Annotated in this window: 18 protein-coding genes; 2 read left to right on the top strand and 16 right to left on the bottom strand. The window is 32.8% G+C overall.

The genetic code is table 11. The features are described from left to right. Positions 1-7: 7 nt before the first annotated feature. The 5 genes from JJQ60_RS16170 to porV form a co-directional block, all read right to left on the bottom strand. Complete coding sequence (locus JJQ60_RS16170) at positions 8-982, bottom strand: M20/M25/M40 family metallo-hydrolase (protein ID WP_201922662.1); 975 nt, start codon at positions 980-982, stop codon at positions 8-10. Between the two features lie 83 nt (positions 983-1,065). Beyond that, positions 1,066-2,685, bottom strand: coding sequence for a pyruvate dehydrogenase complex dihydrolipoamide acetyltransferase (locus JJQ60_RS16165; RefSeq protein WP_201922658.1), 1,620 nt, complete (start codon positions 2,683-2,685; stop codon positions 1,066-1,068). A gap of 3 nt (positions 2,686-2,688) precedes the next feature. Further along, positions 2,689-3,690, bottom strand: coding sequence for a pyruvate dehydrogenase (acetyl-transferring) E1 component subunit alpha (gene pdhA, locus JJQ60_RS16160; RefSeq protein WP_201922656.1), 1,002 nt, complete (start codon positions 3,688-3,690; stop codon positions 2,689-2,691). Positions 3,691-3,840: 150 nt separating this feature from the next. Then, complete coding sequence (locus JJQ60_RS16155) at positions 3,841-4,323, bottom strand: cytidine deaminase (protein WP_201922653.1); 483 nt, start codon at positions 4,321-4,323, stop codon at positions 3,841-3,843. Positions 4,324-4,504: 181 nt separating this feature from the next. Further along, positions 4,505-5,662 (bottom strand): type IX secretion system outer membrane channel protein PorV, encoded by a 1,158-nt coding sequence (porV, locus tag JJQ60_RS16150; protein WP_201922650.1) that lies wholly within the window; start codon positions 5,660-5,662, stop codon positions 4,505-4,507. 447 nt (positions 5,663-6,109) lie between these two features. Between porV and gldJ the strand changes: the two genes are divergently transcribed. Both gldJ and JJQ60_RS16140 read left to right on the top strand, forming a co-directional pair. Then, entirely contained in the window at positions 6,110-7,786 is a 1,677-nt protein-coding gene (gene gldJ, locus JJQ60_RS16145) for a gliding motility lipoprotein GldJ (RefSeq protein WP_201922647.1), read from the top strand. Between the two features lie 81 nt (positions 7,787-7,867). Further along, positions 7,868-9,151, top strand: a complete 1,284-nt coding sequence (locus JJQ60_RS16140; RefSeq protein WP_201922644.1) for a UDP-N-acetylmuramoyl-tripeptide--D-alanyl-D-alanine ligase — start codon at positions 7,868-7,870, stop codon at positions 9,149-9,151. On the opposite strand, the gene JJQ60_RS16135 is transcribed toward JJQ60_RS16140, so the two are convergent. The 11 genes from JJQ60_RS16135 to JJQ60_RS16085 all read right to left on the bottom strand — a co-directional run. Next, positions 9,102-10,226 carry a DUF2652 domain-containing protein gene (locus tag JJQ60_RS16135; RefSeq protein WP_201922641.1) on the bottom strand — a complete coding sequence of 375 codons (1,125 nt, stop codon included), beginning with the start codon at positions 10,224-10,226 and terminating at the stop codon, positions 9,102-9,104. The genes JJQ60_RS16140 and JJQ60_RS16135 overlap by 50 nt on opposite strands. Before the next feature lie 190 nt (positions 10,227-10,416). After that, complete coding sequence (locus tag JJQ60_RS16130) at positions 10,417-11,124, bottom strand: 4'-phosphopantetheinyl transferase family protein (protein WP_201922638.1); 708 nt, start codon at positions 11,122-11,124, stop codon at positions 10,417-10,419. Between the two features lie 278 nt (positions 11,125-11,402). Next, positions 11,403-11,819 (bottom strand): hypothetical protein, encoded by a 417-nt coding sequence (locus JJQ60_RS16125; protein WP_201922635.1) that lies wholly within the window; start codon positions 11,817-11,819, stop codon positions 11,403-11,405. Positions 11,820-12,280: 461 nt separating this feature from the next. Next, positions 12,281-12,433 carry a hypothetical protein gene (locus tag JJQ60_RS16120; protein ID WP_201922633.1) on the bottom strand — a complete coding sequence of 51 codons (153 nt, stop codon included), beginning with the start codon at positions 12,431-12,433 and terminating at the stop codon, positions 12,281-12,283. A gap of 190 nt (positions 12,434-12,623) precedes the next feature. Beyond that, positions 12,624-14,948 carry an ABC transporter permease gene (locus JJQ60_RS16115; RefSeq protein ID WP_201922630.1) on the bottom strand — a complete coding sequence of 775 codons (2,325 nt, stop codon included), beginning with the start codon at positions 14,946-14,948 and terminating at the stop codon, positions 12,624-12,626. A gap of 81 nt (positions 14,949-15,029) precedes the next feature. Then, positions 15,030-15,752, bottom strand: coding sequence for an ABC transporter ATP-binding protein (locus JJQ60_RS16110; RefSeq protein ID WP_201922627.1), 723 nt, complete (start codon positions 15,750-15,752; stop codon positions 15,030-15,032). A 13-nt stretch (positions 15,753-15,765) separates the two neighbouring features. Continuing rightward, positions 15,766-17,016: an efflux RND transporter periplasmic adaptor subunit gene (locus tag JJQ60_RS16105; protein ID WP_201922624.1), complete on the bottom strand. Its 1,251-nt coding sequence runs from the start codon at positions 17,014-17,016 to the stop codon at positions 15,766-15,768. 8 nt (positions 17,017-17,024) lie between these two features. Further along, positions 17,025-18,374 carry a TolC family protein gene (locus JJQ60_RS16100; RefSeq protein ID WP_201922621.1) on the bottom strand — a complete coding sequence of 450 codons (1,350 nt, stop codon included), beginning with the start codon at positions 18,372-18,374 and terminating at the stop codon, positions 17,025-17,027. A gap of 359 nt (positions 18,375-18,733) precedes the next feature. After that, positions 18,734-19,471 (bottom strand): thioesterase II family protein, encoded by a 738-nt coding sequence (locus tag JJQ60_RS16095; protein ID WP_201922617.1) that lies wholly within the window; start codon positions 19,469-19,471, stop codon positions 18,734-18,736. 14 nt (positions 19,472-19,485) lie between these two features. Next, complete coding sequence (locus JJQ60_RS16090) at positions 19,486-25,116, bottom strand: non-ribosomal peptide synthetase (protein ID WP_201922614.1); 5,631 nt, start codon at positions 25,114-25,116, stop codon at positions 19,486-19,488. Next, positions 25,113-25,696 (bottom strand): phosphopantetheine-binding protein (locus JJQ60_RS16085; protein WP_236669153.1); only part of this gene is annotated, 584 nt, incomplete at its 5' end. The genes JJQ60_RS16090 and JJQ60_RS16085, both read right to left, overlap by 4 nt.

The following is a 25,696-nucleotide window of genomic DNA, read 5'->3' as shown; positions in this document are numbered from 1 at the left end:
ATGAAAATTAGTTGAGTTTAATTTCCTTGTTAGGAGTTGTGACCATTTTTGTAATTACCGGAATACAGTCATCTATCAATTCTGCCATAAACTCAAAATTCATTTCAGACACCTCATCATCGACATGATGGTAATATTCATAATTAGTAAAATCGAACGTAGAAATAGTCTGACAAGGCACATTAAATTCTTTATAGAACGGATAGTTATCACTTCTTTGGAATAATTGAAATTCTTTAGCTTTTGGTAAAAAACCTATAAATTCATTCAGGTCAGAATACTCATTCATTTTATCGGCCATATTTGATTTATTGAATCCTGTAATGTATGCCTTGTACGGTTTATCTTTCAAAGGCACTCCTATCATTTCAAAATTCACCATTGTATAAAGACTCACTTTCTTCTCCTTTAACACTTTTGCCAAATACTTAGACCCCAACAATCCTTTTTCTTCGGCTCCAAACAATACAAAAAGAATACTTCTTTTATTATTTTTCAATTGCGAAAACTTCTCTGCTAAAGAGATTACTGCTGTAGTTCCAGCGGCATTATCATTTGCTCCATTGGCAATTGTATCACCATTCACTCCTTTTGTTGTACCAATATGATCAAAATGTGCTCCAATTATAACAAATTCGTTAGCCAAGGTCTCATCTAAACCTTTTAAATAGCCAACCACATTATATGTTTTTACTCCTCCTACATCAAAAACATCTCTATAGGTTTCAAAAAAAGGTTGAATGCCGTTTTTTTTAAACTCTTTTTCGATAAACTTTGCCGCTTTTTCTAATCCTTCACTTCCGGTGTCTCTACCTGCCAACTCATCACTTGCCATAAAGTTCATAATACGTTCAACTTCTGAAGTCTTTGTTTTTGCAAAAGTTGTAGCAACTACTTCTTGAACTTGCTCTTGTGCAGAAGTCTTTTGCTTACAATTAATACACAATAATGAAACTAGTATTATGACTATATATCTTTTCATATAATTTTGTTTTGAGATAAAGATAAAAAAATCCCACCTCAATTGAAGCGGGATTTTTTTATATAAATATTAAAACACTTAATTTAAGCCAGCATTGTAACTGGATTCTCAAGATATTGTTTTAAGGTTTGTAAAAATTGTGCTCCTGTAGCACCATCAACTGTTCTATGATCACAAGCTAATGTTACCTTCATTGTATTTCCAACTACCACCTGATCATTTTTAACCACTGGTTTTTTAACAATAGCTCCTACCGATAATATGGCAGAATTTGGTTGATTGATAATCGATGTAAATTCCTGAATACCAAACATCCCTAAATTAGATACTGTAAAAGTGCTACCACTCATCTCTTGAGGAGTTAGTTTTTTATCTCTTGCTCTTGTCGCCAAGTCACGAACTCTAGTGTCAATTTCCATAATATTCATATGGTCAGTAAACGGTAATACAGGCACTACTAAGCCATCAGGAACCGCGACTGCAACCCCTACACTGATGTGTTTATTATATACAGTTACATCATCTTTCCAGGTAGTATTAACCTGAGGATGTCTTCGCAATGCCATGGCACATGCTTTAACTACCATATCATTAAATGATACTTTGGTATCTGGCAATTCATTAATGATTTTTCGAGAAGAAATGGCATTATCCATATTCACTTCAATCGTAAGATAATAATGAGGTGCACTAAATTTTGACGCAGAAAGACTTCTGGCAATTGCTTTTCGCATTTGCGAATTCTTAACCTCTTCAAAACTTTCTTCTCCTGCCGGAGTAAATGTTTGCACAGCTACAGGTACTTTAGTTTCTTTTGTCGGAGCAGAGCTACTTGCTGTAGACGCAGATGGTGTAAATGACTCCACATCTTTTTTAATAATACGTCCATTCTCTCCAGTACCTTTTACCTGAGACAGATCAATCCCTTTATCATTCGCTATTTTCTTTGCTAATGGCGAAGCAAATATTCTTCCTCCTCTGGCTCCGGCGCTATTAACAGAAGTATCTGCAGCAACAGGCTGCTTTACTTCTTCTTTAGGAGTTTCTGTATTTGTTATAGGTGCTGATGTTGTAGCTACACCACCATCTTTAATTTTAGAAATATCTGTGCCGGCAGGTCCGATTATTGCTAACAAAGCATCAACAGGTGCCGTTTCACCTTCATTTATGCCGATGTACAAAAGGGTTCCATTGTAGAATGATTCGAACTCCATTGTCGCTTTATCGGTCTCAATTTCAGCTAGGATATCACCTTCTTCAACAGCATCTCCAACTTTTTTAAGCCAGGTAGCAACCGTACCTTCTTCCATAGTATCACTAAGACGAGGCATCGTAATTACCTCTACACCTTCTGGGATATCAGCTGTTTCCTGGGAAGCAGTTGTTGATTCTTCTACTTTTTCGTTAGTAGGAGCTTCTGCTTTTGGAGTAACATTTCCGTTTAACAGATCCGAGATATCTTCTCCTTCATCACCTATAATTGCAAGCAATTGATCCACAGGAGCCGTTTCTCCTTCTTGAATACCTATATGAAGTAAAGTTCCTTCATAAAAAGATTCAAACTCCATAGTAGCTTTATCGGTTTCTATCTCTGCAAGGATATCTCCTTCACTAATTTTATCTCCTTTTTTAACAAGCCACTTCGCAACCACCCCTTCTTCCATGGTGTCGCTCAATCGTGGCATATTTATTACTGTAGCCATAGTTTATTGTGGTTTGTGTGACAAAAATGGGTAGTTATCCTGCTCATAAACAACATCATACATTACATTCTTTTCTGGAAAAGGTGAATCTTCAGCAAATTTTTGACATTCTGCAACTCGATCCTTTACCCTTTTATCTATTATAGCAATTTCGTCGTCGTTAGCATATTTTTTCTCTTTAATTACATCAAGAACTTGAGTAATTGGATCTATTTTTTGATATTCTGCAACTTCTTCTTTGGTTCGGTATTTTTGAGCATCACTCATAGAGTGTCCTCTATATCTATATGTTTTGAGCTCTAAGAACGTTGGACCTCCTCCCGTTCTTGCCCTAGTAATGGCTTCGTCCATAGCTTCGGCAACCTTAACAGGATTCATTGCATCTACAGGACCACAAGGCATCTCATACCCTAATCCCAGTTTCCAAATATCCGAATGGTTAGCCGTTCTTTCTACAGAAGTTCCCATTGCGTATCCATTATTTTCAACACAGAATACAACTGGCAAATTCCAAAGCATTGCTAAATTAAATGTTTCATGCAGTGATCCTTGACGCGTTGCCCCATCACCCATAAAAGTTAATGTAACAGAATCTCTCTTGTGGTATTTATCTGCAAATGCAAGCCCGGCACCTAGAGGTATCTGTCCTCCAACAATACCATGCCCTCCATAAAAACGATATTCTTTAGAAAAGATATGCATTGATCCTCCCAAACCTTGAGAGGTACCTGTTCCTTTACCATATAATTCTGCCATTACTCGTTTTGGATCTACCCCCATGCCTATGGGCTGAACATGATTTCGATATGCAGTAATCATGCGATCCTTAGTGAGATCCATCGCATGCAAAGCACCTGCCAAAATAGCTTCTTGACCATTATACAAGTGCAAAAAACCTCTTACTTTCTGTTGAATATAGACTTGTGCTAGCTTATCCTCGAATTTTCTCCAGAAAAGCATTTCTTCGTACCAATTAAGGTAAACTTCTTTGGTTATTTTTTTCATTTACAACTGTGCTGATTTGTATTACAAAAATCAGTTTAAAAAACTGATTTTCTTTTAATTTCCCCTCCGATTTATTAAGAGAACTAAAAACAAAAATAACATATTCGAAATTAAGGAAAAAGGAGTTTTCTAATTAAATCAACGAAAACGTTATAAATATGAATTATCAAAAATAAGTGGCAATAAATTAGACAAAGAAGAAGATTTAACCACTTTTCCGGTTTCTCCCATAAAATAAATCTCGATTGGTTGCTTTTGTTTTACTTCATATTCTGCTATAGCCTGCCTGCAAGCTCCACATGGTGGTGTTGGTGTAAGTAATTGGTATTTTAAAGATTTAGCAGAAAGTGCCATTTTAAGAATAGAAACTTCAGGAAAATTAGCACCTGCATGATAGATTGCCGTTCGCTCTGCACACAAACCAGAAGGGTAACATGCATTCTCTTGATTATTTCCTAAAACTATTTCTCCATTTTCTAATAATAAAGCTGCTCCAACCAAAAACTCTGAATATGGTGCATACGCTTTATCCCGTATTGATATTGATTGACGCATTAGTTCTTGGATATCAGGCTGTAATTCATCAAAGGAGTCAAATACCTGTAAAACAGATTTTATTTCTATTTCTTTCATCTGTTGATTTTGTTTTTGTTGTAATGACGGAATCTTTTTTCAAACTGTATAGATTACAGTATACATTCCATATTTAGTTCCCGCTTCCTCAGCAACTGGTAATATGTACACAATGTACTACAAACAAAAAAAGTATCAAACAAGAGCTTGATACTTTTTTATATAGTATTGATATTTTATTCTACTCGTTATAATCGTCCCCAAATGCAAATGTAAGACCAAAACGAAGTGTTCCTTCTAGTGGACTCTTCACAGCAGAGGTAGAGAACAAATATGACACATCCAGATTGATAGAAGTATATCTAAATCCTGCTCCAAGAGATAAGAACTTACGTGCTCCTTTTTCTTCAGCTTCATTAAAATACCCTGCTCTGAAAGCGAATACATCTCGATACATATATTCTGCACCTAACGACCATGTTATTTCTTTCAGTTCTTCACTAAATCCGTCAGGAGCATCACCCCATGAAGAGAAAATAGCACCAAACTCACTTATATCCTGATACTCTCTATTGTCTTCTGCATCGATATCCCCATCATTATCAAAATCTTTAGGAGTAGGCACTAATAACTTACTAAATTCTATAGATGGTGATATTCTGTTATCTTCATTCAAAATGAAATCAAAAGCACCACCAATTCTAAAATTAGTTGGTATAAAGTTTTCTTGACCCGCATCATCATATCTAATTTTTGGACCTATATTAGATATGGTAGCCCCAGCTCTCCATCTTCCATTAAATGAGCTAAACGCTATCTCATCACTTTGATAAAAACCAGCGATATCAACTCCAAAACTACCTGCTGCACTAGCATCTCCTCCTAATCCTTGTAACCTAAGGTCCGATCTTAGGTAACGACCAGTTACCGCCATAGAAAAACGTTCATTAAGCTTTAAAGCATAAGAAACATCAAAGGTAAACTCATTTGGTCTTTGCGTATTTGCAACCTCATTTGGATCTCCAGTTTGTCTAAACTCTATATCTCCAAGGCTAAAATATCTAAAACTAGCTGCAAAAGCACTTCGTTCATTAATACGATTGTAGTAATTCACATTACCTAAAAAGATATCATTAACCAGATTACTAAGATAAGGGGTGTAGTTAACACCTACTGCTTGTTTTTTCTTTATAAATACATACTTAGCTGGATTCCATTGTTGTGAAAATGCATCTGGAGATGTAGCAACTCCTTGATCAGCCAAACCTGCTGCTCTGGCATCAGAAGCGATTAATAAGAATGGTGTAGCTGTTGTAATTGCTCTGTCTTGTTCCTGTGCTCTTGCATTAAAATTTGATAGTGATAAACACACAAGACCAAGGATAATTGTTTTTTTCATACCTGCAAAAATTGAGTTTGACAAATATATAGTTATTTAGCGATTAAAAAATAGTGAGCCATTATTTTTTTCTACCCACTGAACTGTTAACGTATATTTTTGTAATATCTTATATATAGTATCATTTTCTCCAGGATTAATATTTTTTTCTTCGAAAATCCACCAAACTCTATATACATTAACAGAAAGTACCTTTACTAAGAATGTTTACAAAAAAATGTTACGTTCTATTATATTAATGAAAAAGACGACTTTTTTTAAAGCAGGTCAAATTTTGCAGTTTTTCTTTTGAAATAAATAATAAATTTAGAAATATTGCGTTAAACCAAAGTCGTTATAAATTCACAAAAAACTGTGAATTGATAATAATTTAAAAAATTTAGGGTATTTTTAACGTTTATTATTATATTGCAAGCCCTAATTTCTACTTTTAACGAACTTAAGATTATGAAAAACGCGTTTATTTTTAAATCGCTAATGGCACTTCTTACTAGTGTCTTACTGTTTAGTTGTTCTAAAAACAACTATGGCGACAGTTCCAGAGCCACAGGATGGAAATACAACTCCAAAGATGGTGGATTTCAGGTAAACACAAATTACAAAGAACAGGAAACAGGTCCAGGTTTAGTATTTATTGAAGGAGGTACGTTCACTATGGGACGCGTACAGGACGATGTTATGCATGATTGGAATAATACGCCTACGCAACAACATGTTCAATCCTTCTATATGGATGAAACTGAGGTTACCAACATCATGTATCTTGAATACTTAGATTGGTTAAAGGGTGTTTATCCTCCTACAGAGCCAAAGTATAGAAATATTTATTACGGTGCACTTCCTGATACATTAGTATGGAGAAACCGATTAGGGTTTAACGAAATGATGACTAACAATTATCTTCGTCACCCTGCTTATGCCAATTATCCTGTTGTAGGGGTAAATTGGATACAAGCTGTAGAATTTAGTAATTGGAGAACAAATCGCGTTAACGAAAGAATTCTTGAAGAAGAACAAGTAATTAAAGAAAATGCACCTTTTGAAGATGTTTCTGCAGAAAGTACTTTTGATACTGAAACTTATTTAAATGCTCCTTCTCAAACTTATGGTGGTAATGATGAAGCTATTAGAGGTGGTAGAGCTTCAGAAAAATATGAAAAAACTAACGATTCAACTGGATTATATATCCAACGTAAAGATGGATTACTTCTTCCAAAATATAGACTACCAACAGAAGCAGAGTGGGAATACGCAGCTTTAGGTCTTGTTGAAATAAGAAGTTATAACATCTATAGAGGTAGAAAAAAATATCCTTGGAGTGGAAAATATACTCGTTCTGGAAAAAGAAGTACTCGTGGTGATCAATTAGCAAACTTTAAGCAAGGTGATGGTGACTATGGTGGTATAGCAGGTTGGAGTGATGATGGTGCAGATATTACGGCTCCAGTTAAATCTTATGACCCTAACGACTATGGATTATATGACATGGCTGGAAATGTTGCAGAGTGGGTAGCAGATGTATATAGACCTATTGTAGATGATGAGTATAATGACTTTAACTACTATAGAGGTAATGTATATACAAAAAATGCCATTAACCCTGATGGATCTGTTAAAGTCGTAATGACAGATTCTATCGTGTATGACACTTTAAGTAATGGTAAAATTATTGCAAGAGTATTACCTGGTGGAATTTTACAAGTGCCTATCGATGAGAATGAAACATATATGAGAACCAATTTCACAGATAGTGACAATAGAAACTATAGAGATGGCGATAAAAGTTCTTCTAGATATTTTGAAGGTTATCAAGATGAAAACCTGCCAAACAGAAGAATGTACAATGCTCCTATCCATTATGTAGGACCAGATGCAGAAGATAGCACAAAACTTGATAGAAGATATGACGAATCTAGTAAAAGAACAACAATTGTAGATGACAATGTACGTGTATACAAAGGAGGTTCTTGGAAAGATAGAGCATATTGGTTAGATCCTGCACAAAGAAGGTTCTTGCCACAAGATATGGCAACAGATTATATTGGTTTTAGAAACGCTATGTCTAGAGTAGGTACAAAAGCTAAAAAGCAAAAAACACCTAGACATCAAAAACCTAGAAGATAATATAGTTTATAATAAATTAAGTTCGTTAAATAAAAAAGCCCTGTACATTTTTGTCAGGGCTTTTTAATACAATTACATCATATGACTATCGCTCAATTACATCAGTTATTTTTACAAAGTGATGGAGTGTGTACAGATACTCGTAAAACCACCAGTAACACGATTTTTTTTGCTTTGAAAGGAGAAAACTTTAATGGGAATACCTATGCGAAAAAAGCTTTAGAACTTGGAGCTTCGTTGGCGGTAATTGATGAAGTAGAACACAAAAAATCGGATAAGTATATCCTAGTTGATGATGTATTAAAAACTTTACAAGAACTAGCAACGTATCATCGACAATATCTTAATATACCTATAATAGCACTAACAGGTAGTAATGGAAAAACAACCACAAAAGAACTAATTAATTGTGTTCTTTCTACGAGTTTTAAAACCAAAGCCACAGAAGGTAACTTAAACAATCATATCGGAGTTCCATTAACGCTTTTATCCATGACAAAGGATACTCAGATTGGCATTGTAGAAATGGGCGCAAACCATTTGGGAGAAATAGACTTACTATCCTCTATAGCCAATCCTGATTATGGGTATATCACAAATATAGGAAAAGCACACCTAGAAGGTTTTGGTGGCATTGATGGTGTGTTAAAAGGAAAAACTGAGCTTTATAGACACCTAAAAAAACATAATAAAAAAATTATACTTAATCTAGAAGATGAAAAGCTTCTTAACGCCTCTTCTGGACTAGATACTTACAGTTTTTCACAATCCAACACCAGTGATGTCTGTGTTCAATTATTGGATGCTAATCCAACGGTTATAACCTTGTATCAAAACGATACGATAAAGAGTAATCTTATCGGATCATATAATTTTACAAATATCGCCGCCGCAATAGCTTTTGGAAGCTATTTTAATATACACTCTGAAAAAATAAAGGCTGCAATAGAATCGTATATTCCAACGAATAATCGTTCTCAAATCATAAAAAAAGGCGACTATACTATAGTTTTAGACGCCTACAATGCCAATCCAACAAGTATGGAAGCCGCAATAGATAATTTTGACCAAGCTAATTATGACACCAAAATTGTTTTTTTGGGGGATATGTTTGAACTTGGAGCGGATGCATCTATTGAACATCAAAAAATAACAGATAGAATTAATAATGTTAATGTCCAGGAAGCCTATCTAATCGGAGCTAATTTTTTTAAGACTACTTGTAATGATATGAATACTCATGTACACAAGTATGAATCATACGATGAGCTTGAAAAGAATTGGACTTTAAAAAACAAAAAAGGAGCAATTCTTATTAAGGGTTCTCGTGGGATGAAGCTTGAGCGGATTCTAGACCTTCTTTAATCCCTCCTTGAAGTATGAATGCTTCCAGGTTATTAATTGATGTTTGTAAAGATTTTATAGTTGCCCTTTTCATAAATAGAGATAATATAAGTTTATTTAGCAAAGATTTTGCTTTAGGGTATATTTCTACTGTAAGTTTACATTTTTTTTCAGAAATAGGGGTCATTATAAAAAACTGATAAATTGCATCTATCGGAACATCGGTAGTATACTCTCCATACACAATCTCGCCTATATTAGCTTTTTTTGTAACCGTAGTAAAATTTAACCTTTTCCCATCGATCACACAAACATGCCCAGTTCCTAATCGCGTTACCTCATCTGGATTGTATTCAAATTTATCTACACCTTTGACCCAATAATGTCTATAACTATAATTGGTGATATATTCTAATAATTGCGATGCCGAAGTCTCAAAGTTTTTTTGTAATATAATACTTGCCGAACAATTGAAATCTACAATCTTGGGCGTCTCAAATGGATTAAGCTTCAATTTATTATTATCAATTTCAGAAAATGAATACCTAATCTCTTTATCATCATATGTATCCTTGCTGTCAAGAAAACTATATAGTTTGCTCTTATACGTAGAAGAAAGACCGATTATTTTTAACAACTCTTCGCTTAACAATGCATAATTATCACTTTCAATAGAATTTTTTAAAAGTCTATGGATTTCTATAACAGATTGACCAAAAGGTTTGTGTTCTTCTTGTACTGTAATAAATTGTAAATCTCCACAGTGGGCAATAATCTTTAATTTTAAATTAGGAGCTGTAGCACAGGCATTACAAGGACATATCCGGTTTTTTTCCAAAAGTTTAAGATGACTATAAAATGCTGTAAACATCGTTTCGATCTGAGCGAGAAGTTTTTCTTGGGATGGAACTTCATTTTCTTTATAAAAAAACAATGCATCTCCTTCTATTTCTGCTAATTGAAGATTTTGTGTATTTGCATTAATCAGAACTTCTAACAACTCAGAAATCACATGTTGACTATGCTCGACCTCTGTATTTTGTACAAAATGAGTAAAACCAGAAATATCGGGTATAAATAATAATGAATTTGGCATACTCTAAAAGTAGCAAATAAATTTGTTAGAGCAGCTTAAACAAAATTCATACTTGTAGTTCATATATTTAAAAACAAAAAAGTCTGTACAACTAAGTACAGACTTTCAATACAGAAAATAATAAAAAAACAAAATAATTCTAACTAAAATTATATTCTAATCAGAACATAAAAAACTATCAAATTCCTGATTAAAAAACCACTTCAAATAAATTGACATTGTTTGTATTATATTTAGATGCAATTGCACAATTCATATTGTTTAATTTCAGACTTTTTATGTTCCATTTAATACCGTCATATATACTATGATCACCCTTAACTTCTATATCCAGAAGAGGTATTGACATTCCTTTACCTATAGCTTTTATAATAGCTTCTTTTTTAGTCCAGTATTCATAAAATTTAGAGAGACCAACGCTACTAATTTCTTTCATTTCTTGATCTGTAAATACATTTTCGAATAGTGTATATTCAATATCTTTGGCTTCTTCTACATCTATTCCAATGGGCTCTTTACTAAATATACACACTACGGTATTTCCGCTGTGAGATATATTGAAGTTCATTTTACAATCCTTTATATATGGTTTACCATAGGAGTCCTTCAGGAAATTTTCAAATGATAATTCTGAATTATAAAAAATCTTAAACCCTACATACACCATTAACTTGCCCAATAAACAATTGTATCGATCCTGCCATCTTCGAAATCGTAAGACTTCATTCTGAAAATTATATGGTAAAAAATTTAGATAATGATGCCAAAGATCATTACCAAATTGTTTGTCAAATGTATAATGGAATAAAAAAGATTCTTTATCCTGTATCTTAATTTGAGGATATTCATCTATTCTCAAAAAAGGTATTGCTTTTGTATATGTATCTTGTATAATCATATATACTGTTTTAAAATCATTGTGAAAGCAGTATTCTGTGTTTACTTCTTTAATTAGAAATAAACATGTATCAATTAGAAAATATTGATCAAAGATCAAATTCTAATTTATCTAAGCCATCAACATATATTGCGGTATATGCATAGCATAGATTTACGATCATTAATTTTGTACTATTTTTTATCCGAACTCTCTATTATGTTTTACAATAACATGGGAGTATCTATTTAAAATGAAAAAGAATTAAAGTGAGATCGCTATATAGTAAAGAAGATATCTTAACTAGCTGTTGCTTTAGATTGATTAATCACACCATCTTCCATAAAATTTCTTTCCTTTTCCAAATACGTCGTTAAAGAAACGACATCGTCTAATGTATCGCTATTTTCAAGATTTCCCATTGTTGTAACCAGTAGCTTTATAACTCTTTCCCTTAAATCAGAAAATCCAAAATAATTATTTGACTTTTGAAGCGTCCAATTTAAAAAATTCAAACTCCACATCTGGCACGTTAATCTTGACGACGTAGCTTCGTCTAACTTGATGTTCTTAATCTTTATAAAACTTCCTTTTTCATTAACCAACACTGGGAACTCAACACCCAAAATATTTATCAAATTCTTCTCTATCGTTAATATTTCAGAAGTGTTTTTTTCTAAAACGTGGTGTGATAAAAATTCTAAATTACTATTCATATCTCAAAGGTTTTATTGCTGTTAATAAAGGAATTAGGAAGGAGTTTTCTTATTGTGCTACATGTCCATTAGAACAACTATTCGAATAACAAGGACATCTATTATTTAAGGCTTCAGAAGTAATGTTGGCCTCATTGATTTGGTTTAACTTTCTATTACAAATAACTTTCCTAGTTGCGCTAGAGTTTTTTATATTTTCTTTTCTCATTATGTTGTGTTTTTGATTTATCTTAATTGAAAGATATTCTGCGTTTAGCAGAAATTAAGGAAGTAAAGGTTACTCTTCCCAATACCTGGGTATGAGAAGAGTAATCTATTTTTGCCTTTTTTAACTTAACATGAATCGTTAATAAGAGTAGTTCACCTATGATTTACTGTTTTAGTCAAATCAGTATGGGCATATACTTTTTATAGGTTTCATATTCCAAGAATCATATCAATGTTTTGATTAGAAATAGTGCTTATTTTTCGACCTCCGTCTTATCATTACAACACCAAACAAATGTGCATGCTCGCATGTGTTTTCCTCCTTTAATAGTTTCTAGATTATCCAGAGTTGTAATTTTTAGTTTTTCTAATCTTAATTCTTGTTTTTTACTTTGTGAATTTTTCATACTGTTTGTTTTTAATGGATTACTTAATTATTTAAAATTTAAATTAATTTTTGTCTTGACAATTATGATTGAGCAATACAAAATCTATCAATAACCTAATAGCTATGTTATTGATAGGTTGTTAAAAAATGTTGATCGTTTATATCCCTTTTATAATACTACCTGAGGGTTGATATAATAGAAGTTGTAGTTATTCTTCTCTGAGGGCTTTAATTGGGTTATTATTAGCGGTAATAATAGCTTGCCCACCTACGGTTATTAACGCCACTAATAATGCTATTATACCAGCACCTAAGAAATACAATAAACTTAGAGGGATTCTATACGCAAAGGTTGTGAGCCAGTTGTTTGTTAAGATATAAGCAACAGGAAGTGCAATTAGAATAGCAAAAAGAACAAGTTTTGCAAATTCACTAGAAAGCATAATTACAATTTGCTTAGCACTTTGACCAAGCACTTTTCTTACACTAATCTCTTTTCTTCTTCTTTCAGCAGTAAATGTTGCTAATCCAAATAATCCCAGACAAGAAACTATAATTGCCAATCCAGCAAAATATTTTGATAAAACCCCTACTCGTTGCTCGGCTATATACTGAGCCTGAAAGTTTTTATCTAAAAAAGTATACTCAAATAAATATCCAGGATTAAAACGTTGATAGACACGTTCCAGATTATCCAGTACTTCGCGCTCTCGACCTTGCTCAATTCGTACTAAAATTTCGGAAATCTTTGGGTTATCATTAAGTCTAAAAAACATTGGTTTTACTTCTTCTTGCAGAGATTGAAAGTGAAAATCTTTAAGTACACCTATAATGGTATACGAGTTTCCAATATATTGGACCGTTTTTCCTATAGGATCATCAATCCCCATAGTTTTTACAGCCATTTCATTAAAAACTATGGCAGTATTATCTGTTGAATAATCTTTCGAAAAGGAACGTCCTTCCTCGACTTGAATATCCATTGTTTCTATAAAACCGGCGCCCACCTGGATGTTATGAAAAACCTTGTTTGCATCGTCTTCGTTTCCGGACCATAATAAACCACTAGTTGTACTTATTTCTGTACCAACTATATTTTGGTTGGTAGTTGCCGCATTTACAACGCCGGGAACAGACTTTATTTCATTTAAGAAAGATTCTGAATTGACCTGTAACCCTCCTTCTTTTAAGAAATAAACGACATTATCTTTGTTCATTCCTAAATCTTTAGACTGTATAAAATCTATTTGTTGAGAAACCACAAATACTACTACAATTAGAATAATCGATAATGTAAATTGAAAAACAACCAATCCTTTACGGATCCATAATTCACTTAACGAATTTTTCATTCTTCCTCGTAATATAGCTGTAGGACTAAAACGTGACAAATATAAAGCTGGATAACTTCCTGCAATTAGCCCAGTTAAAATGACAACCAATAGTATAATCCCTATGATTGAATTTCTGAAGGTAAGACTCAATTCTTTTCCAGTGATTTGATTAAATTCTGGAATGATGATAAGCACTAAAAAGACAGACACTAATAATGCTACTAAGGCCGTAAACACCGATTCTCCAAAAAATTGTGCGATCAATTTTTCTCGTTGAGACCCTAGGGCCTTTTTTGTTCCTATTTCTTTAAGTCTTCTAGAAGCATTAGCCGTAGATAGATTCATATAATTAATGCATGCAATTAATAGGATAAAAAACGCTATAATCGCAAATAAGTAAACATAATCCATACGACCACTGGTTTGTATACCATTTTCAAAATTACCGTACAAATAGTTTGATGAATACTGAGTTAGAATTAAATCAGCCTCTACATTACTACTTTGCATTTTAGAAAAGTTCTTAATCTTAGCTGCAAACTGATCCACATCTGTCCCTTCTCTTAAAACGATAAATGTTGAAGGTGCATTATTGACCCAACTAATTTCTCTTCCTGTTGCGGCTGACTTCTTTTTCCAGGACTTAAATGACAATACAAAATCAAACTGCGTGGTAGAATTAGCAGGCAAATCCTTAAACACTCCTGTTATTTGATGCTTGTCTTTAATACCCATGATGTCGCATTCGATAACTTTGCCAATAACATTACTGGTATTACCAAAAAGACGGTTTGCTAAAGATTTAGAAATTACAATGGAGTTTACATCCTGTAACACTTGGGTTTTATTACCCTGTTCTATCTCATACGAAAAGACCTCAAAATAGTCTTCGCTTGCAAATATTCCTGGAGCTTTTATTGTTTTACCATCTGAAAACAAAGGAGTTTTATTAAACCATTCTGGCAACGTTTGAGCCACTGCTTGTTCAACTTCAGGAAACTTATCGACCATAGTTTCTGCTAACAGGTCGGGTGTCCATGAACGTACTGAAATACCATCGGCTTCTTCAAACTGATTCCATACCTGGTACAATCGGTCATCGTTTTCATGGAATTTATCAAATTGTAATTCGTCGAAAATCCAAAGAGTAATTAATAATACACAAGCTAATCCAGTAGAAAGACCTATTAGATTTATCAAAAAGATCCCCTTATGTTTTTTAATACTTCTTAGGAAGATTTTTAAATTGTTTTTAAACATTTTGCTGTATTTATTAAAAGATTAATATTGTGCTACTTCTTCTTCCAGCTTACTTTTGATATCAACTCGTTCATTATTGATTTCAGTAGCTATTTGTCCGTCAAGTAAATGAATCACTCTATTCGCATATTTCGAATCTCTATCAGAGTGAGTAACCATAACAATAGTAGTTCCTTCCTGATTTAATTCTGTTAAAAGATTCATGACTTCAATACCATTTTTAGAATCTAAATTACCTGTAGGCTCATCCGCTAAAATTAGTTTAGGATTTGTCACTACAGCTCGTGCAATAGCAACACGTTGCTGTTGACCTCCGGATAATTGTGTAGGAAAGTGCTTTTCTCTATGTGCTATATCCATTCGTTCTAATACTTTTAGAACTAGTTCTTTTCGTTCACTCTTATTATAATTGAGATAAATTAATGGCAGTTCTACATTTTCAAAAACAGTGAGCTCATCTATAAGGTTAAAGCTTTGAAAAACAAAACCTACTACCCCTTTACGCAATTCTGTTCTTTGTCGCTCGGTTAGTCCAGCTACTTCATGTCCTGCAAAGAGATAACTCCCTTCATTAGGATTATCTAGCATTCCTATAATATTTAACAGCGTTGACTTACCACATCCCGAAGGCCCCATAATAGCTATAAAATCACCTTCTTTCACATCAAAATGCACTCCATTTAGTGCATATGTTTCTAACTCTTCAGTTCTAAAACTTTTTTTAAGATTTTGAATTTTTATCATTTCTAGATTGTTTTTATTTTAATACTATTTTATCTGCTTTTTCAAAACTATTATAGCTAGACGTAATCACTTTTTCGCCTGCTTGTAATCCATCTAAAACCTCATAATATTGAGAGTTTTGCTTTCCTATACGTATGCTTCTTTTTTCGGCTTCTTGTGTATCATTATTAACAACAAAAATCCATTGCCCACCTGTACTCTGAAAGTGACTGCCTTTTGGTAAAAGAATGGCTTCAGAGGATTCTCCTAACTGTAACTTAATGTTGTAACTTTGACCGGTTCGTATTGTTTCTGGTTTTTCATCTATAAAAACGAGGTCGACTTTAAAGTTTCCATTTCTTACTTCAGGATACACTTTTCTTAATCGTAGTTCATATTTTTTTCCGTTTCTTTCTAATATTGCCGTTAAATTTCTTTTAACACGATCTATATAATGTTCATCTATGCTAGCTTCAATTTTATAATTCGTTAGCACATTAATTTGACCAATACGTTCTCCTTGAGCTATGTTTTGTCCTATTTCTGCGTCTAAAAATCCTAATTGTCCATCAGCCGGAGCTCTAACATTTAATTGATCAATTCGCTCATACACCATCGATAATGCCTGCTTCATTCGCTTTAAATCTGTATCAAGCCCTGATAATGATGTTCTACGCAATTGTTCATCCTGGTCTGTTTGAAGTTTCACAATTTCATATTGCTTTTTTGAAAGGATATAATCTTCTTTAGATGTTAGATAGGTTTCTTTAGAAATCAATTCATCTTTATACAGCTCTTCATTCTGTTCAAACTTTCGTTTATTACGTTGCAGTTCATGTGCAGAAGTTGCTAATGATTTTTGACCATCTATTCTTCTTGAATCGAAAGTTAACTTTGTCGATCGTAAATCATTTTGCTTTAATGCTAGATTACTTTCGCTTGCTAAGATTTGCTCGTATAGATTTGGATTTTCGAGTTTTAAAATCACATCTCCTTTTTTTACTGCCGCGCCCTCTTCTATTAACTTTTCTTGTACGCGCCCTCCTACATAAGCATCCATGTAAATGGTCATAATTGGTGCTACATTTCCATTGATCGTTATGTAATCATCAAATTTACCATGAACGACTTCTCCTATAGAAATCCTATCCATTTCAGTTTTGAATGATCCAGACGATTTACCATATACCATTTTCCATCCAGCAACCAGCAATAATGCTGCAAGGGCCATGTAACCAATGTGCTTTTTTTGAATTCCTCTTTTCTTTTGAATTTGTATGTCCATTTTTTTTATTATTTTATATTAAAAATTGATAATCCTTGATAGAAGGCAAGTGTGTTTTTATTTACTTCAAGCGATAGTTTTATTTGTAAATTTTCGTTTTGTGCTTGAGCGAATGTATTTTTAGCTGTAAATAATTCTATGGCACTTACCATTCCTTTTTCGTATTTTTTTTGTGCAGTATTGAATGCTAAATTTTGAGATTTTACTTTCAGATTACTTTGCGAGTATTCGGCTTCTAATGACTGTAGTTCTAAAACCAGATCTTGAATTGTTCTAAGAAGTTCTTGTTCCTGTACTTTTAAGTCATTTTTAGCTCTTAAAAGCTCTATTTTTTTCTGTTTTACATCTGATCTTGTAGTCCATCCATTAGTTATAGGTATTTTTAGAGAAAGGCCAACATATTTATACATGTTATTCTCAAATTGTTGGTTGAATGATATCGTATTTCCCAGATCATCGGTATTCGTTTCGAAATATCCCGATCCAACACCACCAAATAGAGTTAATGAGGGATAATAATTCGCTTTGGAGACTTGTACTTGCTTTTTTGCGGCTTCCACTTTAAGTTTATTGGCCTCAATGATCGGTAGAAAATCCATTGCCTTATTGTATACATCATCTGTTTGTACCTCTAAAGGATTTGTTATACTATCGTTTTTTGGAATTTCAGATTGAATCTCTATATCGGTCCTATCCAGTAGATTCATTTCTTGAATTAACTTCAGTTTAGCTGTTCTTAAATTGTTCTCACTTCTAGTAACCTCTAGTTTATCAGCAAGCAATAATGATTCTGAGTCATAAAGATCAGACTTGGCACTAATTCCTAGTGTAACTTTTTTACTTACTAGGTCATAATTTGATTGAGATATTGACTCTTGCTCCTGAGAGATTTTTAAGGCTCCTTCAAAAAAAAGAATATCGTAAAAAGCAGCCATAACCCTGAAGCCCAAAAGGTATTTTTGTTGTTCAGATTCTTCTTTGGAGGCTTGATATATTAGTTTACTTGCCTTTATGGTATTTAATTTTTGGAACCCTCTAAACAAGTCCATATCAAACTCTAATAAATAATTATTCGAAAAAAAATCGGCATCAACGATACTATTAGTATTTGGATCTGCTGATCTACCATAACGAATACCATAATCTACTGCACCGTTAATGTTTGGCAGCAAACTCCTCATAGATTGTCTATGCGTTTCTTTATTGGATTGGATGTTATACTGTAAGTTATTAAGCTCTAGGTTATGACTTAGTGCGTATGATATGCAATCTTCTAATGACCATTTTTGTTGTGAAAACAAAGAGCTATTCATCATAATTAAGAATAGGACACCTAAGATTTTAATATTTTGATTCATAATAATTTAATTTGACTTTGTTATTCTCGTTATGAGAAAAAAAGGGAGCAATCGATTTGCTTTGATTGATGTGTTTATTTAATACCCTTGTATGCAATTACGAATAGCACTACCTGTGATAATGATCTTACTATATAATTATGTTAATTGATTGTAATAACCTAGATGGTATTAAAGTGAACCATCATAAGTTTTTATCTGAAAAAAGGAACTATGACAATTAATTCTTTGGTGAAATACAGTCCAATATTTAGTAGCTTCTGTGTATTATTTATAAAGCTATTCTAGGATTGAGTTTAATGTCAAAAATGTTCTGCTAAGAATAAATATATGTGCAACAAGGAGTTTTGAATTCGAGCTTAATATAATTCAGTTTGGAATGCTCTTTGTTGCTTACTTTGTTTTAATTTTTTGTTGAGAATTGCGATAACTTCCTCTGTTTTTTCATTTAGAAAAAAATGTCCTCCATCAAAGTAGTGTATCGAACAAGCATTGGTCGTCAACATACTCCAACCTTCACCTTGTTCTTTTGTCAAGTCATCATGCTCTCCTATTAGGATTGAAAGGTTATTATCTAAAATCGAATTTTGCTCAATAAAATTATAGGTTTCTACTAATCTAAAATCATTTTTCAAAATTGGCAAAAACAGATCAAGTAATTCTGGATGTTCAAAAAACTCTTTTGGAGTTCCACCAAGATTTAGAACTTCTTTTCTGAATTCATGAATAGGCATTTGGCTAAACTTTTTTCTTTCCTTTGGGATATTTGGAGCACTTCTTCCAGAAATAAAAATGTGTGAAGGAGGTCGTAATTGCTCTTCTCTTATTTTTCTTGCCAATTCATATACCATTATACCTCCCATGCTATGTCCGAATAATGCGTATGGAGTTTTTGATATTTCGTTGCGTATGATCTTTAAAACATCATTAACCGCATGATCAATATTTTTATATAATGCTTCATCAAATCGTCTGCCTCTTCCAGATAACTCAATAGGCTTTAATACCACATTGGGCATTAAAGAACTTTTCCATGAACTATATATCGCAGCAGAACCTCCTGCATAGGGTAAACAGAATAAATTTATTTCACTCATAATTCTTTACTTTATTATATCAATTCTTTGTGGGCTACCTTATGCTTAATTTCGTGCATAATCATCTTAGATAGAATGTCTAAGTTTTCAACATTCAAAATACCATAATGATATGCTTCTATATAAGAATGACTGATGCGTCTTGTTGTGTATTGATTCCAGTCCTGCATTTGGGCTAAGTGTTTGTTCCAACTGGCTTCAATTGTAGCTATGTTACTTCTAATGGTGCCATTTACTTTATATGCATCTAGAATTTTAGAGTTGTTTAAAACAAGATTTTTTATTCGTTTTTTATCTTGGTTTGGTATGTCATTAAACCAAAATGCTAGTTCTGATTCTAATTCTGCCAAAACTGATTCTTCATCTTGAATTTGCTGAACAGGATGATCGTTTACACCTCGATCAATAAACACTAACTTAACATCGTAGGACTTTCTCTCTAAAATTTTACACATTTCAAATGCTACAGGCACCCCCATAGAATAGGCAACTAGTGTTAGCCTGTTATGGTTTTGAATTTTTAAAATTTCAGATATAAAAGTAGTGGCCATTTCTTCGATACTGGTATCTAGATTAGTCTCCTTATCAAACCCTTTACATTGAAGACCATAGCAGTTATATCCCGTTATATAGTTTGCTAAATCTTTAAAAATTGTTGAAGAACCTATGATAGGTGGAATGAAAAATATATTTTCATATTCTTTTTTACTACTTTTTAATTTTACAATTAAATTATCATCTTTTTCATTGTTTTCAATACATCTAGAAAGTTCAATTATGGATAGATTATTGTAAATATCTTTTAATGTAATAGTCTTTCCAAACTCTTTGAATACTTGACTTACTATTTGTGTAGCTTTTAATGAATTTCCTCCTATTTCAAAGAAATTACTATCCGTACTAATTTTTCTTTGGTTTAGACAATCTTGCCATATTTTCAGCATCTTATTTTCAATGGTATTTGCGGGAAGTACAATATCCAAATCCTTAGTTAAAGACATTTTTTTATTGGCTAACATCTTTCTATCAACCTTACCCATAATAGTTAATGGTAATTCGTGAACCACCGTAAATTGATCAGGTATCATATGTACAGGTAACTTAGACTTCAAAAGCGTTTCTAGTTCCAGGTTCAATTTTCTATCTGAACTTAATATATATGGAATTGGAAGTTCTTGTACATTTACTTTGCCATTTGTAGTCATTGGAAAATGCTCTACATTTATAAAATAACTCGAAACCATATAATGAGGTAATTTTTCCTTTAAGAAAGTACGTAAGTTTTCGTTATCAATTTTTATTTCAGAGGTATAATACGTAACCAGGTGTTTGTTTCCGTTGGCATCGGTTTTAGTTGTGGTATAAGCATCTTTGATTTCTTTTTTTGACAGTACCATTGCATTAACTTCAGCGGGTTCAACTCTGTACCCTCTGATTTTTACCTGACTATCTTTTCGACCATAGAATTCTAGTAATCCGTGTTCATTCCATTTTGCTAGATCCCCAGTTTTATACAAAACACGTTCTCCCAAAACATTTGACAAGAAACACTTGTTTGTTTCTTCTTTTTTATTGAGATATCCCTTTGCAACTCCTAAACCTGCAATATACATTTGACCTATTGCTCCGGGCGGTACTTCTCTCATTTGATCATCCAGCACATAAATTCGATGATTTTTTAGAGGTGTACCTATTAAGTTACATTTCGTGTTCTTAGTAATCCTGGCAAACGAAGCACATACCGTAGCTTCTGTAGGACCATATGTATTATAGAGTTTAATATTCTCTGGAATTTTATCATAGTGTGAATCTCTTAATTGATCCCCACCACTAATCAATATACGCGGATGATAGGTTAGTTCGTTGATTCTCTGGTTCAGTTCATTTATCACCAAAGGTGTAGAACTCAATACCGTTATTTTATTTGTATTAACTGATGCAATCATTGCATCTATATCTCTACCACCTTCTGGAAAAAGAACCAATCTTCCTCCTGCACACAGAATAGGAAAAATTTCTTCTACTGAGGTATCAAACGAAATAGACGATTGTTGAATTACAGAATCTACACTACTTAATTCAAAATACTCAGTAAAGGTATTGATGTAATCTACTACAGAATATTGTTCTACCATAACACCCTTTGGCGCACCCGTAGATCCAGAAGTATAAAGGATATAGGCTAGGTTCTTTGCACTTCCGATATTCTCTAAAGTCTTTTCTCCGTTTAAATTTAAATCTAAAATACTATCGTAAACAAGCCTAGAGGTATTAAAATCTGCGCTTTTATTATGATTCTCTACATCTAATACGAAAAGGTTTAATGGACTATCATTTACTATTTGTTCTATTCTACTTTCGGGATATTCTGCATCTATTGGCACATATGCAGCTCCTGCTTTTAAGATGGCCAGTATAGTAATTATTAACTTTTCTGATCTATTCATAATAATCCCCACCAAATCTTCATTTTGGATTTGATAGTCTGATTTAAGAATATATGCCAGATGATTGACTTTACTACTTAATTCAGCATAAGTCATTGTTTTTCCTTCATAAATCAACGCTATATCATCATAATGCTTTTTGACTGATTTTTCGAAAATTTCACTAATCGTCAGCTGCGATATTGATTCATTATGAACTTCCTTATGTATTACTCTTTTGTGAGTTTTTATAGAATAATTTACTAATAATTCTTTGGATTGCTCCTCTATTAACTCTTTCTCCTTTGTTTTTTTAGTATAATACGCCACTAAGTGATTATTTTTATAGCTGTCTTCATTAATTACGACCGCAGCATCCTGAATTTCTGGATGTTCAAGAATTGCATTCTCAATATCACTCAGTTGTATTCTATTTCCCTGAACTTTAAGTTGGTCTGTCTTCTTCCCTAAAAATTCTATTTCACCTTTACTATTCCAACACCCAATATCACCTGTTTTATATATTCCAGAGGTAAAACTTTGATTATTTAGGTTATCGAAATTGTGTTCTTTTGCTTCTAGGTCTAAATCAGTATAAGGTAAACACACACTGCTAACACAAATTTCACCAGGAACTCCTAAGGGTAAAAGTTTATTATTCTCATCCAGAATATATACATTAGTATTGGCAATTGGTTTTCCTAGAGGTACTGCTTTGTCATCAAGTTTGATTTGATGAGCGCTCACCACTCCAGATACTTCTGCAGAACCATAAAGATTAATCAGGGGTGTTTTGAACTTCGAATAATATCTATTAACCGTTTCTTTTAATAATTCTTCCCCTCCGCAAAAAACAAATCTTAAGGAAGATAACCTAGATGCACTTTCTTTCTCTATTTCTAAAAACTTGTTCAATCTGGTTGGAGAAAAATGAATATAAGTAACCCCGAACTCTTTAATAATATCTACAAGTTCTGTATTTGATCGATCTTTAGCTATCAAAAGTTTTGTGCAAAAACAAAAAGGTATAAAAAGCTCTTCAATAGACGCATAAGATGCGAGAGGAGTTCTTTGGTACAGAACATCTTTACTATTTAATTGATACGTCTGCCATAACCAGTGTACTCTGTTAAGTATACTTTTGTGCGTAATCCTTGCTCCTTTTGGAGTATTTGTTGATCCCGAGGTATAGAAAACAGCACATACATCCTCTGGGCTTATTAATACTTTTGGGTTGGCATTGGATTCTTTCTTAACATCGTTTTCAATGCTTTTTAGAGATAAAACTTTCAAGTCTCCATTAGCTATCGAATCACAACTTTCATCTGTTACTAAAAGAGATAGTTGAGTATCATCAATACAATATTTCTTTCTCTCATTAGAATCATTTGGGTCTATTGGCACATAAACCGCTCCCGACTTAATGATACTTAAAAGTGTGATGATTCTATCTACTTTTTGATCCATCATAACACCTATGCGAGTACCTTTTTGCACTTTGTACGTTTTGCTAAGGTAATTTGATAGGCGATTAGCTCTACTATTTATATCATCAAATGTTAATTGTTCTTTTGAAGAAACTACGCCAATCGAATTAGCATTTTTTTCTGCATTGATCTCTATATACTCTTTAATACTTGAATTGATATGATAATCCTTTCTTGTGGTATTGAAGTCGTATAAGATTTGGTCTTTTTCTTCTTGGGATAAATATTCAATGGAGTTGATTCTTTGATTTTCATTTTTTACAACCGAAGAAATCATGTTTCTAAGATGCACTGCCATTTTAGAAATTTTTTCTTTCTCAAATAAAGATGTATTATAATTGATCTCAACCCTGCAACATCCATTCTGTAGTTTTAAAAATGAAAATGTAATATCAAACTTACTTACATCTCCATCTGTAATAGTTATTTTATCAGAATACTCTATCTCTGAAGCTCTTTCTCCATTTTCTAATGTACTATTATCATCCATAGATACCATTACATCAAACAATGGATTTCTATTTATATCCCTTTCGTATCCTAAATCGTCTACTAAGAGGTCGTATGGATAAAACTGATGATCGTATGCTTCTAATAACACTCCGCTTACTTCTTCCAGTAATTGATTAATATCAAAGGTTCCTTTTACATGAGAACGAAGGACAATTGTATTGCTATAAAACCCCACTTGATCTTCTAACTCTCTATGATTCCTTCCACTAACTGGGGTTCCTACAATAATATCTTCTTGTCCAGTATATCTATATAGTAATGCTTTGACAATTGCGGTCATAACCATAAACAATGAAGCTTGGTGTTGGTGACCTAAGGCTGTAAGTCGATTACTCGTATTTTTATCAATTAAAAAAGAAGCTGTAGCGCCTTTATGTGTTTTATGATCATACCTTTTATGATCAAGTGGTAATTTTAACGTTGTTATCTCTCCTGATAGCTTTTTTACCCAATAATCTTTAGAAGCTTTTAATTCTCCATGTTTTAATTGCGAATGTTGCCAATTAGAGTAATCTTTATATTGAATTTTTAATTCTGAAAGATGTAGAGCAGTGCCATTACTATAATGATTATACAGAGCTAAGAAATCCTTCAATAATACATTAACCGACCAGGCATCGGTAATGATATGATGAAGTACTAAAACTAAAGTAATACCTTCATTAGATCGTAATAGCGTTCCTCGTATTGCAGAAACAGATAAATCAAACGGCAGTAAAGCTTCTTGTTCTAATATACTTTCTAGTTCATTAGTGTCTACTTTTTTATCATTAACCTTAAAAGCGAACTCTTTGCTTTCATGTATATATTGCCTAGGTTCTCCTTCAACCATTTGAATGGTTGTTCTCAATATTTCATGTCTTTCTAATAGGGCATCAACTGCCTTATGAAATGATGTTATATCAATCGTCTTAAATGTATATACTAATGGTACATTATATACTCCATTTGCAGCTTTAATCTGCTCCGTAATCCACAATCTTCTTTGCGCATGAGAAATAGCATAATGTTCTTGCTCTTTTACCGGAGTTATTAAAGCTCTTTCTTTAGTAACAGATTTAAAAAAAGAAATTATTTCTTCTTTTCGATCCTTTATTTCATTTATAACCTTTGGTGTTAGGTCATTTTCTGAAGCTTTAATTTTTAGTTCTCCGTCTTTAACATTAATGATAATGTTTTTATGATTCCTTAAATCGGAGATGTATCTATCAATTCTCATATAGTAAGTTCTACAATGTTTTCTTTTTTTTCGATTCCGATTTCAATTTGTTTGACTGTTATTATATAATCAGACAAATTCATAATATTAGGATTATCAAATATTTCACGTAATGTGATTTCTATCTCAAATTCTTTAGCTATTTTGTTAACCAAAGCAATGGCCTTTAGGGAGTGACCTCCGAGTTCAAAAAAGCTCTTATCAACACTTATAAATTCTTCGTTAAGTGCTAGTATTTTGGACCATATTTTTGTTAATTTATATTCTACTTCATTAGAAGGTGCGACATAAGCACTTTCTTCTTTTATCTCTGGTTGTGGTAGCTTCTTTTTATCTATTTTCCCACTTGAATTACATGGAATAGTGCTTAAGTGCACATAATAATTCGGAATCATATAGTCGGGTAACTTATCGGATAAATAACCCTTCAAATCTTTGGTATCTAACTCCTCTGAAGCTGTATAGTAACACACTAAATACTGATCTCCTTCTTTCTCATTAACTGTCAATATCGCCTCATCCAAATCCGTAAACCCGCGTAACTGATTCTCGATCTCTCCTAACTCTATCCTAAAGCCTC

Source organism: Aquimarina mytili, from assembly GCF_016735115.1.
Classification (GTDB): domain Bacteria; phylum Bacteroidota; class Bacteroidia; order Flavobacteriales; family Flavobacteriaceae; genus Aquimarina; species Aquimarina mytili.
Note: the sequence above shows the minus strand (reverse complement) of the source record. Positions and strands in the feature narration are given on the sequence as shown.